This is a genomic window from Paenibacillus sp. FSL R5-0810, assembly GCF_038002285.1.
Taxonomy (GTDB): Bacteria; Bacillota; Bacilli; order Paenibacillales; family Paenibacillaceae; genus Paenibacillus_AQ; species Paenibacillus_AQ lactis.
The window spans coordinates 3,994,741-4,010,894 of the sequence record NZ_JBBOCF010000001.1 but is presented as its reverse complement, the minus strand read 5'-3'; the positions used below and the strand labels follow the sequence as shown (position 1 = coordinate 4,010,894).

General features: G+C 49.9%; 14 protein-coding genes. 7 read left to right on the top strand and 7 right to left on the bottom strand.

Annotated features, from left to right (window positions below; translation table 11 throughout):
* Window positions 1–78 precede the first annotated feature (78 nt).
* The 3 genes from nhaC to MKX76_RS17925 all read right to left on the bottom strand — a co-directional run bounded on the left by nhaC (window position 79) and on the right by MKX76_RS17925 (window position 3,346).
* A complete protein-coding gene (gene nhaC / locus MKX76_RS17935; RefSeq protein WP_341034354.1) occupies window positions 79–1,455 on the bottom strand; it encodes a Na+/H+ antiporter NhaC in 1,377 nt (458 codons plus the stop codon).
* Window positions 1,456–1,680: 225 nt separating this feature from the next.
* Window positions 1,681–2,331, bottom strand: a complete 651-nt coding sequence (locus tag MKX76_RS17930) for a nitroreductase family protein (protein ID WP_341034353.1) — start codon at window positions 2,329–2,331, stop codon at window positions 1,681–1,683.
* A gap of 31 nt (window positions 2,332–2,362) precedes the next feature.
* Window positions 2,363–3,346, bottom strand: a complete 984-nt coding sequence (locus MKX76_RS17925; protein ID WP_007131040.1) for a DMT family transporter — start codon at window positions 3,344–3,346, stop codon at window positions 2,363–2,365.
* 205 nt (window positions 3,347–3,551) lie between these two features.
* On the opposite strand from MKX76_RS17925, the gene MKX76_RS17920 reads away from it, so the two are divergent.
* Both MKX76_RS17920 and MKX76_RS17915 read left to right on the top strand, forming a co-directional pair.
* Window positions 3,552–4,892, top strand: a complete 1,341-nt coding sequence (locus MKX76_RS17920; protein ID WP_341034352.1) for an aminotransferase-like domain-containing protein — start codon at window positions 3,552–3,554, stop codon at window positions 4,890–4,892.
* 67 nt (window positions 4,893–4,959) lie between these two features.
* Window positions 4,960–5,667 carry a DNA alkylation repair protein gene (locus MKX76_RS17915; protein ID WP_028404458.1) on the top strand — a complete coding sequence of 236 codons (708 nt, stop codon included), beginning with the start codon at window positions 4,960–4,962 and terminating at the stop codon, window positions 5,665–5,667.
* 150 nt (window positions 5,668–5,817) lie between these two features.
* On the opposite strand, the gene MKX76_RS17910 is transcribed toward MKX76_RS17915, so the two are convergent.
* The 4 genes from MKX76_RS17910 to MKX76_RS17895 all read right to left on the bottom strand — a co-directional run bounded on the left by MKX76_RS17910 (window position 5,818) and on the right by MKX76_RS17895 (window position 9,236).
* Window positions 5,818–6,000 (bottom strand): hypothetical protein, encoded by a 183-nt coding sequence (locus MKX76_RS17910; RefSeq protein ID WP_028404457.1) that lies wholly within the window; start codon window positions 5,998–6,000, stop codon window positions 5,818–5,820.
* Window positions 5,981–7,141, bottom strand: a complete 1,161-nt coding sequence (locus tag MKX76_RS17905; RefSeq protein WP_028404456.1) for a hypothetical protein — start codon at window positions 7,139–7,141, stop codon at window positions 5,981–5,983. The genes MKX76_RS17910 and MKX76_RS17905 overlap by 20 nt, the downstream gene beginning before the upstream one ends.
* A gap of 51 nt (window positions 7,142–7,192) precedes the next feature.
* Window positions 7,193–8,446 (bottom strand): MBOAT family O-acyltransferase, encoded by a 1,254-nt coding sequence (locus MKX76_RS17900; protein WP_232239262.1) that lies wholly within the window; start codon window positions 8,444–8,446, stop codon window positions 7,193–7,195.
* Between the two features lie 394 nt (window positions 8,447–8,840).
* Window positions 8,841–9,236 carry a winged helix-turn-helix transcriptional regulator gene (locus MKX76_RS17895; RefSeq protein WP_007131046.1) on the bottom strand — a complete coding sequence of 132 codons (396 nt, stop codon included), beginning with the start codon at window positions 9,234–9,236 and terminating at the stop codon, window positions 8,841–8,843.
* A gap of 209 nt (window positions 9,237–9,445) precedes the next feature.
* Between MKX76_RS17895 and MKX76_RS17890 the strand changes: the two genes are divergently transcribed.
* The 5 genes from MKX76_RS17890 to MKX76_RS17870 all read left to right on the top strand — a co-directional run bounded on the left by MKX76_RS17890 (window position 9,446) and on the right by MKX76_RS17870 (window position 16,046).
* Entirely contained in the window at window positions 9,446–10,024 is a 579-nt protein-coding gene (locus MKX76_RS17890; protein ID WP_028404454.1) for an NAD(P)H oxidoreductase, read from the top strand.
* Between the two features lie 231 nt (window positions 10,025–10,255).
* Window positions 10,256–12,553: a beta-L-arabinofuranosidase domain-containing protein gene (locus MKX76_RS17885; protein WP_341034351.1), complete on the top strand. Its 2,298-nt coding sequence runs from the start codon at window positions 10,256–10,258 to the stop codon at window positions 12,551–12,553.
* Window positions 12,554–12,703: 150 nt separating this feature from the next.
* Window positions 12,704–13,873 carry a DUF4317 domain-containing protein gene (locus MKX76_RS17880; protein WP_341034350.1) on the top strand — a complete coding sequence of 390 codons (1,170 nt, stop codon included), beginning with the start codon at window positions 12,704–12,706 and terminating at the stop codon, window positions 13,871–13,873.
* A gap of 239 nt (window positions 13,874–14,112) precedes the next feature.
* Window positions 14,113–14,682 carry an SF0329 family protein gene (locus tag MKX76_RS17875; RefSeq protein WP_007131050.1) on the top strand — a complete coding sequence of 190 codons (570 nt, stop codon included), beginning with the start codon at window positions 14,113–14,115 and terminating at the stop codon, window positions 14,680–14,682.
* 203 nt (window positions 14,683–14,885) lie between these two features.
* Complete coding sequence (locus tag MKX76_RS17870) at window positions 14,886–16,046, top strand: cobalamin-independent methionine synthase II family protein (protein ID WP_007131051.1); 1,161 nt, start codon at window positions 14,886–14,888, stop codon at window positions 16,044–16,046.
* The last annotated feature ends 108 nt before the right edge of the window (window positions 16,047–16,154 follow it).

The window sequence follows — 16,154 nt, the reverse complement described above, 5'->3', positions numbered from 1 at the left end:
GCTACACCTGCATAGCTCACAATAAAAAGGCCTTGTATCCTAATTGATAGGGTACAAGACCAGAGTTGAAGCTTGATATCACTTACTTTCTCCCAGCGAGTTTCGTTGTAATTGCGGAATCAAGGCAAAGGCGAACGTGAATATCGGACTTAACCATAGGAATGCAGCGAACGGGATATATTCTAGTACCGGAACGCCAAGGGTCGCAGCGAAGAAAGCTCCGCTGACGCCCCATGGAATCAGAGGGTTGACGAGGGTTCCGCAATCCTCCAAGGTTCGTGACAGGGTTTTGGCCGGTATTTGTCTGCGGGTATACTCATCCTTAAACATTTGGCCCGGCAGCAGGATGGATAAATACTGCTCCCCGGTCATGCCGTTAACGGCGATCGATGATGCGCCCGTCATAAGAACAATGCTGCTGCGCCGTTTTATCGGCTCAATCCATTTACGGAACAAGGCTTCGATGACTCCGCAGTGCTGCAGCAAGCCGCCTAATGATAAGGCGATCAGGATCAGGGACACCGACCCCATCATCGATTGCAGGCCGCCACGATTGACGATCTGAGCTACAGTCTCATTCACGATGCTACTCTTGTAACCGCCCTGCATCACGCTAAACCAGCTGCTTATCGTGGTTTGCTGTTGAACGAATGCCGTTATCAACAGTCCGGTAACGATGCCTGCTATTAATGTGGGAAGGATCGGTATACGCTTTGCCGAGCATACAATGACCGCAAGGGGTGACAGCAGCGTTAACCAGTGAAGATGAAACCCGTCTTGCAGCGACTCCTTGATGGGCTGAATAGAGCTCAAATCCATAGACCCGGTCGTCGGGATCAGAAGAAATAATATCGTTGTGATGATTAACGCAGGTACCGTGGTATACATCATATTACGAATATGGGTGAACAAAGAGATGCCGGCCACGGCAGGCGCAAAATTCGTCGTATCGGACAGCGGAGACATTTTATCCCCGAAACAGGCACCCGAGACGATGGCCCCCGCTGCCAAAGGAAGCGAAATTCCCGTCGTCATGGCGATCCCCATCAAGGCGACACCGACCGTGCTGACCGTGGTGAACGAGCTGCCGGTAAACATCGATACCATGATGGTGACATATAAGGCGCTCACTGCAAAATAATGCGGTTCGATATAATCCAAGCCGTAATACAGTATGGTCGGCACGGTTCCGCTCATCATCCACACGGCAATTAATATGCCAATAAGCGAAAGAATCAAGATCGGCATAATCGCGGATTGTATGCCTTGTATGATAGAGGATTCAAGCTTCTTCCAGGAGAATCCGTATAAGCGTAATATGGCGGCAGTGCCGATCGTTGCGCCCAGAAGCGGGATATGAGGCTCCGCCTTGAATATAAAGATCGAAACAAACAGAAATGCTAGAATGAAAGCGATAAGAATGATGCTTTGTACAAAACCAAGCTGTCGTTCCATGATGCTGGAGCTCCTTATACATGAGGTTAGCGGCTTGAAGACATGGATCCCCATCCGCTCTTTTTTGCTTTTTCACTTTTGTGCTTTTTGGCTTTTTTGCATTGAAGCACGTAGGTACTATAAACGATAAGATGAGATCGAGTCAATGTTATAAAAATACATTCCATAAGAAAAAGTCAAGTTTCCCAGCTGTACTGAGAAACTTGGCTTTTCTGCTCTGGCATACTACACCTGGAATCCGAACCCATTCCAATGAATCTTCTCTTCGACCGGCAGTCTTACGGAAGGCCGAGCCGGCTCTGCTGCCTTGCCGATGGCAACGAGCATGACCGGCACGTACCGGTCAGGAATCGCGAAGGCCTCGATCAGTTTGTCCGGATTAAAGCCGCTCATCGGACAAGAGTCCAGTCCCATCGCTTTTGCGGCAAGCATCAGCTGCATGGCGGCAAGCGAGGCATTGGAGAAGGCCTGATCCCGCGCCCAGGTAGGTTTGTTCGTATAGGCTCCCTGGATTTGCAGGATCAGATTTGCCTTTATCTCCGGAGATAACCGACCTGCCTGCACATCCGCTTCGAATATGCTCTCCGCATTCCGGTCGGCTTGCAAATCTCCGAGGATCGCCACGGTCGCCGATGCTTCGGCGACCTGCTGTTGTCCGTTCGCAATACCAAGGAGGATGTCCTTGCTCGCTTGATCCGTCACGACGAGGAAATGCCAATGCTGCAGATTCCAGGCGGAAGGTGCTTGCGAAGCGATTCGGAGCAGTTCTTTGATTTCGTCTTCGCTCATCCGATAAGTGCGGTCATAACGCTTTACGGCATGCCTTTCTTTTGCTACGGTCAAAAAATCCTGCTTGCTATCGAGGTTTACGTTCATTTTCGATACACTCCCTTTATTTAAGTATGGGTCAAACAACATTATCCTTCGGCATGCTTCGTTCCGTATCCCGGAGCACTGCTGCCGCTTTGGGCTTTGGTCTCACATTCGTTCCAATGACGCCCGCGACAATGAGTACCGAACCGATAAGATGATAGACGGTCACGGCCTCTCCGAGTAAGAACGCTCCGGCTGCGATGGAGATGACGGTGGACAGATTGGAAAATACGCTGATCTTCGAAGCCTCGAGCTTGGAGAGCGCATAGCTGGACGAGAAGGCCGTTACCAGCGATGCCAGAATGCCGAGATACAAGATAGCCCAGATAAAATCCGGATTGGCCAGCGGTGTGAAGATTTGATTCATCGTTCCGTTGGCCGCATGATCCAACAGCGACGCCAGCCAAAAGGTCACGCACCCGATCGTCATCATGAAGCTGGTCACTTCGGGCGGCGTGAACGTACGCAGCAGGAAGCGCGATAGTACGGTATACCCTGCGGATACGAGACAAGAGAGGAACAGCAGCAGCATTCCGGCTGCATTCGTAAGATCCATGCTTGAGCCTTGCATGACAAAGATCAGCACCACCCCGAATACGGACAGCAGAATGGAGAGCTTTTGCCGCAGCGTCGTGGACTCCTTCAGAAAAAATCCCGCGAGCATGGCGGTAAGGATCGGCGTGACGGCAAAAATGATGCCGCCTTCGGCAGAGGATGCATGCTTCAGCCCGAAAGCCTGCAAGGTGAAGAACCCGAGCGGGTACATCAAAGCCAACAGAAGCAGCCTCGGCCATGGCTTGCCCTTGAGCGAAAGGCGAAATACGCCTGTAGCAACCAGAATCACAATTGCCGCGAAGGACAAGGTGAAGCGAAGCGCCAAGGTGTCGATGGCGCTTGCGTACGCCAGAGCGACTTTCGTATACATAAAAGATAACCCGATGATGGATGCGTAGATGAGAACTGCTAAATACGCAAAGGCGCGATCTCGTCGCGACTTGTTGGATCGCATGGATGACATGGATAAAACCTCCTATTAGCTACTGGTTGATGAAGCTTGCAATTGAAATCGTACGGGATTCCCGATCATGCCACAATGCGAAAAATCCATAACTGTATCGGTACAGTTACGCCCGGCTGTCGTGGTGTGGGAGTTCTTTTTTCGGTATAGTAGGGTATGAGAGGAACTTCGGGCCGATTCGAGGGCTTAGGGGGCGAGGCAAATCATGAACAAATATTCGGTGATCCTGGCGGATATCGAACAAAAGCATGCTGCTGGCGAGCTGCGACCGGGACAGAAGCTGCCATCCGTACGTCAAGCGGCCGAAATTTACGGCTGCAGCGTCAGTACGGTGATTCGGGCCTATGCGGAGCTGGAGAAGCGTCATTTCATCTACTCGATTCCGCAGAGCGGTTATTATGTGGTGCAGGATGAAGAGAGAGAAACCGATGTGAATCACGGGATCATTGATTTTGCTTCTTCTTCGCCCGATTTGAATGTGTTTCCTTACCGGGATTTCCAACATTGCTTGAACAAGGCAATCGACACGTATAAATACCATCTGTTTACCTATGGGGATCCGGAAGGCCTGGGGGCTTTGCGCGAAACGCTCGTGAAGCATCTCGCTGCGGACCAGGTGTTCGCCAAGGCCGGGCAGATTGTGGTAACCTCAGGCATTCAGCAGGCGCTTCATACGTTAGCGGAGATGCCGTTCCCGAGCGGCAAGCCGGCCATCCTGGTGGAGCAGCCGAGTTATAATAAGTATTTGGATTTTCTTGAGGCGGAAGGGTTGCCGGTGAAGACCATCGCCCGCACCGCGGACGGCATCGATCTGCAGCAACTGGAGGAGATATTCCGCAGCGGCGATATTAAATGCTTCTACACGATGTCAAGGCATCATAACCCGCTTGGCACATCATATAGCGACAGGGAGAAGAAGGCGATTGCCCGTATGGCCGCCAAGCACGACGTGTATGTGATCGAAGACGACTACATGGCGGATTTGGGTGATCGGCGCGGGTTTGACCCGATTTTTGCGTATGACCGGAGCGGGTATGTGGTGTATTTGAAAAGCTTCTCGAAAATCATTTTTCCGGGACTGCGGATCGGCGCCGTGGTGCTGCCTGAGTCGCTTGCAGCCAGCTTTCACAAAGCAAACCAGCTAAACGGTGCTGCACTTCTCTCTCAGGCGGCGCTGGATATCTACATGAAGAATGGTATGTATGATAGGCACCGGGATAAGATCCATCGGCAGTATGAATCGAGGATGAGGACCTTACACGAAGCGGTGAACAGGTATAACGAACCGGGACTGCTCGAAGTGGCGGAAGTCCGATCAGGCATATATACGCAGTTCAAAATGCCGCAGGCGGTCAATCTGGAGCGGGTGGTGGAACGACTGCAGAAACGGGGCGTGCTCGTGTTGAGCGGGAAGCTGTTTTACCTGACGGACTATCGGCAGAGGGAGAAGTTTTTGCGAATCAGCATCTCCCGCGCCCGCCCGGAGCAGATTCATGAGGGCGTGCAAGCCGTGATTGAGGAAGTCAAGCGGGGAATGAATGTGTGAGGCAATCGAATTTTGCGAAAATAATGGTAAGTAAATACAACTAAAATAAAGACGGGAGTGTCCCACGATGAATTTTGAAACGGTGATGCAGGAGCTTGAAGCGCTCGGCAAGGAACGGCTCAAGAAAATGTACATGTCCAATGGAGCGCGCGAACCGCTGTTCGGCGTGGCGACAGGCGCGATGAAGCCCATGGCCAAGCAAATCAAGATCAATCAGCCTTTGGCTGAGGAGCTTTACGCTACAGGAAATTACGACGCCATGTACTTTGCCGGCATCATTGCAGATCCGAAAGCGATGACCGCGGCGGATTATGAGCGCTGGATCGAGGGGGCGTATTTCTATATGCTGTCCGATTACGTGGTTGCGGTCACCCTGGCGGAAGCCGATATTGCGCAAGAGGTTGCCGATCAATGGATCGCAAGCGGCGATGAGCTGCGAATGTCGGCAGGATGGAGCTGTTATTGCTGGCTCTTGGGCAGCCGGCCGGACGCCCAGTTTGACGAAAGCAAACTCGCGAGCATGCTGGAGAGGGTGGAACAGACGATTCACGAATCTCCCGAACGCACGAAAGCCTCGATGAATAACTTTATGTACACCGTTGGGGTATCCTATCTGCCGCTCCACGATAAGGCAGTCGAGACTGCTAAGGCCGTAGGCCCGGTTGAAATTAAACGGGATAACAAAAAGAGCAGCATCGTTAACGCCTCCGAAAGCATTCAGAAGGCGGTTGACAAAAATCAGCTTGGTTTCAAACGCAAATATGTAAGATGTTAAACCGTCCGGGGTGGACGAGCCTCAGAGCGAAAAGTCCGTTCGGACATCGCGGCGGGCGAAATTGCAAAACGGCATGCAGGACTGAAAGTCAGTCATTTGCACGCCGTTTTTTATGCGAGGATTTTGCAACATCCTGTTACGCATCAGATATTAGAAGTTCATATAAATAAATTCCTGCGTTTCTCCGGAAAAAAAGATAATACCAAGCACGACGGCGATCAGGACGACGGCTCCGCCGAGCGCCAGGCCGACCATGATCAGCGCCCGTACGACACGATCCGTAAGGCTGCGGGCTTTCGCTTCCGCCGATGCGTTATGGGGCTGCAATTCCATAATTGTTCATCCTCGTATACAAGATTTCGCCAAACCGGTGACTCCCTTGGTCGATCAGATGAGCCGGGTCGCGATAATATTCATGCGGAATGGTGTTGATCGGTTCTTGATTAAATTCGATAAAGGGGTAGCCTCTTGATTCTACCAGCTTCTGATAGGCGCCCATCGCTTCCGTATACTCGCTCCAATGGAACAGCTTCTTGTCAGCGATATGCTCTTTATCGAGCGGAGCGGAATAGAATACGGCTTGCTTCTGATGCTCCTCCAGCAGATCAAGCGTTTGTTCGATCATGAATAACCCGAAGCTGTGATCTGGATCGAAAGGCTTATTCCAGCGATAGAGCTCTTCGTAGTGCTGGTCGATGCCTTCCTGCTGAGCGTCATTCATGTTGTCATAAGCGGTATACATCGGCGTATAGCTTTCTTCGATCCCTTTTCTTTCATTTTCGTTCTTTTGAACCTCCTGGCGGATTTTCTCCATCGGCGTACGGGTCTTGAACAGACGGTAGCTGATCGCGTCGCGGTCATGATAGAGGGTCCATTGATTCAGGAGGCGGGACGTCACCCAATTGTGGGCATTACTCGGAAGCGACTCGCGGTTTTTGTCCGGGAAATCAGCAAGCCAGCTGCGCGGGATCGGCTGTCCCAGCTTCTCCACCAGCGACGGGTAGACAACAACGTTCGGCTCGTTATCCGACACGACGACGATCCCATAGTTGATCTCAAAGACAACATAATCAACCTTATCGATCATGGAGGCGAGCAGCGCGTAGGTCTCCGTAAATCTTCCTCCGGAAATTCCAAGGTTGATCACACGGCTGTCCTTCAAATGAGCCTGAAGGACGCCGGCCGAGGTATTCTCCCCTTTTCTTACGGTCGTGCCGAAGAGCGTGGAGGGTCCGAACATGCCGATCACCCTGGTGCCGTCATCCAGGTGCTTCTTCAAATATTCGACCCATAACGGCGTATAGACAATGGCATCATAGGTCGGAACGCGCAGCTCTTTCTCCGCGTATGTCACGACTTCCTGTCTCATTTCTTCGACCGCTTGATTCGCCCGAATGCTCAATCCGAGCAATCCGATCAAGGCAAAGGAGATCATCATGACAAATACGGTTTTATTCAGAATGAATTTAGGCAAGACAGCTTACACTTCCATTTCCATCCATATTCATATTCGAGTATCGACAACTTATCGCATGCCAAGCAGCCGGAGCATTAAATCCCATCCGTCTGCGATCGGCAATATGAAAAATACGCGGCTGATCGTCACCCCGAAGAATGTAAACAATATCGCGACCGTGACGGTTGCCGGCTTCAGCCATTTCGGAACGGGCTTTAAAGCAGGCTTCAGCTTCTTTACATAAAAGCGGTGCACGCACAACATCACGCCGTGGAACATGCCCCAGACCACGAAATTCCAGGCGGCTCCGTGCCAGAGACCGGAGACGGTCATCGTGGCCATCAGGTTGAAGTAAACCCGGGGAGCAGAGACGCGGCTTCCCCCGAGGGGAAAATACACATAGCGGGTCAGCCATGAACCGAGCGAGATATGCCAGCGGTTCCAGAACTCGGCGATGCTGCGGGCCAGATAAGGGAAGCGGAAGTTCTCCGGGAGGACGATGCCGAACAAGCGGGCGGTCCCGATGGCAATGTCCGAATAGCCGGAAAAGTCAAAATAGATGACGAACGTATAGGCGATCAGCGAAATCCAGAGTCCTCCGGTATCTGTCCCGGCGATGCCGGACGCCGAATAGACAGGCTGCGCCAGGATATCAATCGATCCGGCGAGGACGAGCTTTTTGAACAGGCCGATCCCGATCCGTATGACGCCGGTCAGCAAGTGGTCCACGTGAAATCTCGCTGTTAGCTGTGAATGAAACGTTTGAAATTGCTTAATGGGGCCAGCCACCATCGTCGGGAAGAAGAAAATGAACGACAACAGACCCTCCGGCCGATGCCCCGGCAGCGTTCCGCGTTTGCGTTCAACCAAGTAATGAATCAGCTCGAACGTAAAGTAGGAAATGCCGAGCGGGAGCACGATCTGCTCTGCCTTAGGCAAGAAGGGCTGATGAATAAAACCGAATAGATTATGTAACGTATCCAGCATCATATTCGTGTACTTGAAATAGCCAAGGACCAGAATGGCGGTAAGGATCCCTGCGGGATAAATCCATCGCCTGCCCCATTTCGCTGCAGATTTCACGACAATAATCGCGATGACAACTTCCGCAAGCAACAGGAACAGGTAAGCACCTGCAAAATTGTAGTAAAAAGCGACACCTGAGGCAAACAGCACCCAAGGTCTGACACGTTGCGGCACGAGGTGGTACGTGACGACAGCCACGAGCACGAACAGCCAGTAAAACCAATCCGTATACATCATAATTTTTCCGTATCCACCATCCAAGCCGTCAAAAATACGTAACTTTATACCCTTGTTCATGTTACACGATCCACAAGTCGAAGCCTATGGAAATTTTATGAACAAGCTTCATATATTGACGAATGATACATTAAAGTGAAAGACTCAGGCTATGAAGGCTTCGTGAGCTAACCGCCACCCGGGTATTTACGGGGGCAGTTAATACGAAGTGCGGCAGCCGTCTTGCCAATTTCCTATCAGAGGCCGTTACATGATGATGCCTTGAGGAAAGCACAGCACATAGAGTAGACGGATCCATTTCAATAAAAGTTGCAACCGGGTATAGGTCAAGAGAATCGTCTACAAAGGTTGTTGTGAAAAAAACCTGCTCTTAAACCGGCAGGTTATGTTTTCGTTACGTATCAAGTATCAAGCAGTCCCAGTTTTTCATGGCTCGGAGAGTACACTTAAAGGCTTATTTCTCCTCCGTACGGCAGCCTTGGAATTCCTCCAAAACCTTGGATTTGTCTCCGTACATCTTATCCAGGTGATCCTCTCCCCAATAGCATAACAGGTCCAGCGCGGGCTTTAATCCCCAGCCGTAAGGCGTTAGCTCATACTCCACTTTAGGCGGAACCTCGTTATATACCTTCCGTGTCACGATCTCATCCTTTTCCAGGCCTCTGAGCTGGGTGGTCAGCATTTTTTGAGTAATGCCGGGCATTAACCGGCGAAGCTCAGACGTACGTTTCCGCCCTGTCATCAGATGGTAGATGATTAAAGGCTTCCATTTCCCTCCCATGACCTCTAAAGCCGCTTCCACACCGACTTGATATTTCTTTTGAGCACTGTTGTTCACCGGTTCCGTCATCTCTCCATCCTCCAATCCCGTTTATCCATTGCTCAGGCCAAGATTCAAGGGATTCCCCTAGGGAACCTCCGTGTTCCTATGGCACATGTATCTTCCTATAGCACATCAAAGTGCGTACTTCCGGATCATTTTCCTACTGTTTATAATAACAGCAGCCATAGGTCATGGCTACAAATCAGCTGCTGAAGAAAGGTAGTGAAGATATAAGCATGAGAGTACTAACCGTTGTTTCCCACCCAAGAAAAGATTCCTTGACCTTTAAGGTTGCCGATCGTTTCGTACAAGGTCTTGCCGAGGCTGGCCATGACTATGAGATATTGGATTTGCACGGGATTGGTTTTGATCCTGTCCTTAAAGGCGCAGATGAACCCGATTGGTCCGCTTCGGTCCAGACCTTTTCCCCTGAAGTGGAAACGGAAATAAGGCGGCTGAAGGAGCATGATGCGTTGGCATTGATTTTCCCCGTTTGGTGGTGGCATCTGCCGGCAATGCTAAAGGGGTATATTGACCGTGTATGGAACAATGGGTTTGCATACGGTGCGAACAACCTTCATCACCAGCATGCCTTGTGGATTGGTTTGGCAGGCGTTTCGGAAGAACAGATGAACAAACGCAGCTATGGTGAAATGATTACTCACCTGCTGAATGTGGGAATTGCAGGTTATTGCGGTATTTCCAATTCAAAGGTTGAATTCTTATATGAGACTCTGGAATCCGAGCCTGCTCATTACGACATGCTGCTGGACCAAGCTTATCGCTTAGGTTTGAATTATGGCAAGGATCATTAAGCTCAGCAGTTCCTTCTATATGACGTAGAAGGGACTGTTTTTTTATAAATGGAATACCAGCACTGAAGTTGAGTTTTCTGTAATGGGTGTTCATGTTACGGCTAACGATCCGTGGCTTTGTGTGAAATTTTATAAAAAAATGGTTGGGTTCTTTCATCGTTCATCTCGCATGCAGAAGGTAAACTGGAATGTATGAGTGTTAAATTGGTGGACTTGTGGGGAGATGATATAATGCCAAAGACCGAACTGTTGGAAGGTATTTTTAAAGAATCGCAAGAAACGGGAAAAGGATATTTACTTCATCTGGATGTCGATCGATTAATGGCCCCTTGTTACGAGGCGGCCTCATTGGAGCCGAAAAAACCGCGATACGGCGGATGGGAAGAGACACCGATTGCAGGACATTCCATCGGGCACTGGCTGTCCGCAGCCGCAGCCATGATTGATGCAACGAGCGACGAGGAGTTGCTTAAGAAGCTGGTCTATGCAGTTAACGAATTAGCTTATGTGCAGTCGCATGATCCGGATGGTTATGTGAGCGGATTTCCCCGCGATTGCTTCGATATCGTATTTACCGGCGATTTTGAAGTTCACAACTTCAGCCTTGCCGGATCATGGGTGCCTTGGTACAGTCTGCACAAAATTTTTGCAGGGCTGATCGATGCTTACCGATTGACTGGAATCGAGCAGGCGCTTGAGGTCGTGATCCGACTTGCGGACTGGGCCAAAAAGGGAACGGATCGACTGACGGACGAGCAATTCCAACGCATGTTAATCTGCGAGCATGGCGGAATGAATGACACTATGGCTGATCTGTATCGCCTGACGAATAACCACGCATACCTGGAGCTTGCGATCCGGTTCTGTCACCGGGCAATCCTTGAACCACTGGCCCGCGGTGTGGATGAACTTGAAGGAAAGCACGCAAATACGCAAATTCCGAAAGTCATCGGCGCTGCCAAGCTATATGAGATCACAGGCGACGATTTCTATCGGAAGGCCGCAGAATTTTTCTGGAAAGAGGTTACGCGCAACCGCTCCTACATCATCGGAGGCAACAGCATCTTCGAGCACTTCAGGGCTGCGAACCAGGAGAAGCTTGGTGTTGAGACCGCGGAAACCTGTAATACCTACAATATGTTGAAGCTTACAGGCCACTTGTTCGGCTGGTCGCAAGATGCGGAATACATGGATTTCTACGAACGGGCCTTATATAATCATATTCTTGCATCACAGGATCCGGATACCGGCATGAAAATGTATTTCGTATCCACGGAGCCGGGCCATTTCAAAGTATATGGAACTGCTGAACATTCGTTCTGGTGCTGTACAGGCACCGGCATGGAGAATCCGGCCCGCTATACGCATGAAATCTATCATGCCACGTCGAATGCGATTTACGTGAATCTGTTCATTGCCTCCAAAGCAACCTTCGACGATCACCAGGTCGTCATCCGACAGGAAACAGAGTTCCCGAAACAATCGCGAACTAGACTCATTATAGAAGAGGCGAAGGCTGCTCATTTCAAACTTCGTATCCGTATTCCGCAATGGACCGCCGGAGCGGTAACGGCCGTGGTGAACGGGAGTGAGATCTATGCCGATGCGGAGCCCGGATATCTCAATATCGAGCGGGATTGGAATGCTGGGGATACGATTGAAGTGACCTTACCCATGGAGCTTCGCTTGTACCATGCCAAAGATGATGCGAAAAAGGTAGGCATCCTGTATGGCCCAATCGTACTTGCGGGTGCGCTGGGCACGGAGGCGTTTCCTGACAGTGATATCGTGGACAATCATACGAAGCTGCATCAGCATCCATTAATTGAGGTTCCGATATTGGTCTCAGATGAGCCGGATATCCGGCAATGGATTAAGCCTGTTGACGGGGAGGCATTGACGTTCGTCACGGAGCCTGTCGGGCAACCCGGCAATTCGCGGGTGAGACTGATCCCTTTCTACGCCCTGCACCATCAGCGATATACGATTTATTGGAATCTACTGACTGAAGAGGAATTCAAGAACTATGAGAATCGCGAGCGGGCTGAGAGGGAACGGCTGAAGGCCATTACGGTGGATGTCGTCCATCCTTATCAACAGCAATCCGAGGTTGATCACCATATGAAGTCCGAGCAATCGAGGTCAGGCTATTCCGTTTACGCTCAATGCGGCTACCGAGATGCGATAGGCAGCGGATATTTTAGCTATCAAATGGCGGTTCTGCCTGATCAACCGATGTTGTTGCAGGTGACCTACTTCAGCCGCGAAGGAGCAGCTCATGTTGACGGAAGGCTGATGGAGCGGGATTTTGAAATTTTAATTGATGACCATGTGATTGCACGGCAGAGGCTGGAGGGGACGCAGGGGGAACATCTCTTTAATGTGACTTATGAAATCCCCATCCGCCTGACGGAAGGAAAACGGAGTGTCGAAGTCAAGTTCGCATCGGCAAATGGGAAATTGGCCGGAGGGGTATACGGCGTTCGAATGATCGACCGGGTTCAAATGGAGAAGTTTGTGACGAAATAGGGCTTGATAATCTTTTGCGAGCGACAACTTTTTGGATACGATAAACTGAACAGGCGTCATGGTTATAAAACCCTTCCCTTCTGGCGAAGGGTTTTTAATTCGTTTATACTGGTAGAGCCAATTTACTTTCTAGGAGTTGTCTGCCGAGCTATGAATAAGAAAGAAGTCGCACATATACGCAAGCAGTTTAAGATGGATAATGATTTGCTGAATATTGAGGATATTCTCAACGTGTACATTATGAAGGAAACGAACGAAATCTATCACTGGGAGCGGCTGCCGTTTGGTCTGTTGGACCGAGAGAAGCAGGAGCTGCATATGGGCAATTTCAAGAAGCTGCTGACCGGTGAGCTGGATCATAAGCTGTTTGAATTGAAGTTTCAGGAGGGTGCAGGGGAACCTACGCGGGTGATGCTTCATCAAGGCTTGTCGACAGGAGACCCGGAAGAATGGCAGGACCTGATGCTGATGCTGGTGGACAAAATGATGGCGGATACCAAGTATGAGCGAGATACGGTGATCACCTTCGTTCGAGGGCAATACTACCGGCCGACCAAGGCCCGGAATGAGGAAGCTGAAGAGAGCGAGAAGGACGAGGTGTTCGGGCACCCGTTCATTCTATGCAGCGTGAATTCCACGGAGAAGCAGCGGAAGACGCTCTTGTTCGATTATGTGGAGAAGGAATTCAAGTACAATGTCATGGTGGACCCGGTTATCAAATTGAGTTCGCCGGAGCAAGGGTTCTTCTACCCCAGCGTGACGGACAATTACTCGGATGTGAACCGCGTTCTGTATTGTACGGGAAAATCCAATTTTCCGGATCAGGATTTCATCGAACAAGTCCTGAATGCTGAGAGGTCCATGACCGCAATGGAGGAGAGGGGCATCTTCGAAGAAATCGTGAAGGAAGTGGCTGGCGAACAGCTGGACTCGGCTACCCTCGCGCAGGTGTATGAGGAGATCAACCATGTCATTGAAAGCCACCAGGAGGAGGAAGAGCCTCCGAAGCTGGATTATAAAGATGTGGAACGCGTGCTGACCGTAAGCGGCGTAGAGAACGTGACGCCGGAAAAAGTAGAACAAGCGTTTCAAACGGTTGTCGACGATACGAATTATGAACTGAAGGCCAGCAGCGTGATGCCGAAATTTTCGTCGAAATCGATTAAGATCGATACCAAGGTAGCCACGATTTCGATCAGCCCGCAGGATTTACGATATGTGAAGCAGGTGAATTACCAAGGGAGACGCTGCATCCTGATTGAGGTCGACGAGGATGCCGTCATTGAAGGCTTTACGCTCAGTACGGAAACGCTATTATAGACTCGTTCATCGTACGCTAGTATATAATAAAGTGGAGTGAGGATGCTGGTAACATCCTCACTCCTGACAACAGCCGCTTTTAAGGGCGGCAGGCTGTACAAGGTTCAGAAATAGGTCGTCACCCTTGCCTGGGGAGTCCTATTTCTTTTTATTTTGGTTCAGTGCTAAGATTAAATATGACCATAATCATGGTATGATTGACCTTCACCCAAGGGTAATCTTTTCAATTAGGAGGAACCATGTCCTGGAGCAAATTGAAGCAACAACTGGAGAGCTTTCTCTCTCCTGCGTTACATGGAAGGGTCGAATACCGGGCAACCAGTTATCGTTACCTGCCAGGCAAACCCGGAATCTGTTATCTTGCCGTAGATAAGAAGAACGTGCTCAATATGAGTGAGACCACGGGTTCCATCCGCTGGTACCAGACAGAGCAGGAAATAAAGAATGATCCGGATCTCCAAATCCCTATCAGCCAGGAGGAAATTGAAGCGATCCGCAAGGAAACCAAGGGGACCGTTCCCGAGGAGCGTCTGCAAGTCATCGCAAGAAACCGAAAAATAACAGAGCTTGCAAAAGAGCTTTTGTCGGCACAGGCCGCATTAAGCAAATCCAATTTTGTGACTACAGCGAATAAGTTCTTATCTACTTCTATAGATGAAAGCTTGGAGAGTAATGATATTTTATTGAATATTCTAGCTTTGGTGGACAGACGAGTCGGCAAAAAGCGCATATTGAACATGGCCGAGAAGATGAAGCTAAAGCATCCCGCTGTGCAGTATTTTTATGAGCTGCGGCGCAGTACGTTGTAAACAAACAGTTTAATAAACACAGCATATCATTTTGGATATCCTTATCGAATTCTGCAACTTCACTGTTTAAGTTGGCTTCCTATGCATTTTCCGCACCTTTTTTGCTATAGCTTCTAGCTATAGCTAGTTATGATTTTTTGGTATGCCTTCTAACCCCGCTCGTCGTGATATGATCATCGTATACAACGAGGGGGGTTATTTACATGACTGATAAGTTTCAGATCGTAGGAAGTTTGTTGCGTCCTGAAGAGCTGCTGAAATATAAAAAGCAAATTGAACATCGTGATGATATCCAGTATCCGTTCTATGAAAATTTTGAAGGGTATGCCGAGTGCGAGACCGAGGCCATCAAAGAGGTCGTGAAGAAGGAAATCGAGCATAACCTGTCGGTTATTACGGACGGCGAATTTTCCAAATCGATGTGGCATCTGGATTTTGTATGGGGCTTTGGCGGAGTCCAGCGTTATATCGCGGACCATGGCTACTTCTTCCGGGATGTGGACGGAACCTCGAAATATGAAACGCGCAAAGATATTGGATTGCGTATTACTGGCAAACTTAGCGGAAAGAATCATCATTTCATCAAGCTGTTCAAACAGCTTCAGGATTTCGCAGGCGATCACCAAACGAAGCTTTGCGTACCGTCTCCTTCCCATATTTTCGGCGAGCTCTCCTGGTCGGATAACATTGGCGGAACGGATGCCGTTTATCAGAACAGACAGGAGCTCAAAGAGGGCCTTGTAAGCGCGTATAAGGAATTCGTGGCGGAATTCGCTGCGGCGGGCGGCACGATCCTGCAATTCGATGATTGCTTATGGGAGCTGTTTGCGGACGACAACCCGAACTCTCCGTTTACCGGGGAGCATATTAACCAAGCGGAAGTACAGGGTCTCGCCACCGAATTTATTGAACTAAACAATACATTGATTGACTACGGTCATAGCCTCGGCTTAAAAATGTGGACACACAACTGCCGCGGGAACTATGATTCCCGGAACATGGGCGGGGGATCTTACGCAAAAATCGCCAACCTGTTCCTGAAGCAATTGAAATATGACCGCTTCTTCCTGGAGTGGGATGATGAGCGTGCGGGTTCGATTGAAGCGCTGGAGGTCTTCAAGGACCGGCCGGAAACGGAGATTGTTCTGGGCCTGCTGTCTTCCAAAACAAATACGCTTGATGATGAAGCCCGCGTCATCCGTCTGCTTGACGAAGCATCCAAAATCATTGACAAGGATCGTCTGCTGCTCTCGCATCAATGCGGCTTTGCATCCTGCGATGGCGGTAACGAGCTAAGCGAAGCCGAGCAATGGGCAAAAATCGATCAAGGTCAAAAGATTGCCGAGCAGTATTGGAATAACTAAATTCGGATAAATATCATGGAGCTAAAAAGGGATGACTCGAAGGACCTTTAATGGGCCGGGAGGCATCTCTTTTTGTTTGCGGCTTGTTGTACGCAGCGAGTTACTGTT

What these genes read in the sequence shown, in the direction of transcription:
- MKX76_RS17880 (WP_341034350.1), top strand. Translation starts at nt 12,704, where the DNA reads ATGAATAAGAAAGAAGTCGCACATATACGCAAGCAGTTTAAGATGGAT.
- MKX76_RS17925 (WP_007131040.1), bottom strand. Translation starts at nt 3,346, where the DNA reads ATGTCATCCATGCGATCCAACAAGTCGCGACGAGATCGCGCCTTTGCG.
- MKX76_RS17900 (WP_232239262.1), bottom strand. Translation starts at nt 8,446, where the DNA reads ATGAACAAGGGTATAAAGTTACGTATTTTTGACGGCTTGGATGGTGGA.
- MKX76_RS17930 (WP_341034353.1), bottom strand. Translation starts at nt 2,331, where the DNA reads ATGAACGTAAACCTCGATAGCAAGCAGGATTTTTTGACCGTAGCAAAA.
- MKX76_RS17870 (WP_007131051.1), top strand. Translation starts at nt 14,886, where the DNA reads ATGACTGATAAGTTTCAGATCGTAGGAAGTTTGTTGCGTCCTGAAGAG.
- MKX76_RS17875 (WP_007131050.1), top strand. Translation starts at nt 14,113, where the DNA reads ATGTCCTGGAGCAAATTGAAGCAACAACTGGAGAGCTTTCTCTCTCCT.
- MKX76_RS17890 (WP_028404454.1), top strand. Translation starts at nt 9,446, where the DNA reads ATGAGAGTACTAACCGTTGTTTCCCACCCAAGAAAAGATTCCTTGACC.
- MKX76_RS17920 (WP_341034352.1), top strand. Translation starts at nt 3,552, where the DNA reads ATGAACAAATATTCGGTGATCCTGGCGGATATCGAACAAAAGCATGCT.
- MKX76_RS17895 (WP_007131046.1), bottom strand. Translation starts at nt 9,236, where the DNA reads ATGACGGAACCGGTGAACAACAGTGCTCAAAAGAAATATCAAGTCGGT.
- MKX76_RS17885 (WP_341034351.1), top strand. Translation starts at nt 10,256, where the DNA reads ATGCCAAAGACCGAACTGTTGGAAGGTATTTTTAAAGAATCGCAAGAA.
- MKX76_RS17910 (WP_028404457.1), bottom strand. Translation starts at nt 6,000, where the DNA reads ATGGAATTGCAGCCCCATAACGCATCGGCGGAAGCGAAAGCCCGCAGC.
- nhaC (WP_341034354.1), bottom strand. Translation starts at nt 1,455, where the DNA reads ATGGAACGACAGCTTGGTTTTGTACAAAGCATCATTCTTATCGCTTTC.
- MKX76_RS17915 (WP_028404458.1), top strand. Translation starts at nt 4,960, where the DNA reads ATGAATTTTGAAACGGTGATGCAGGAGCTTGAAGCGCTCGGCAAGGAA.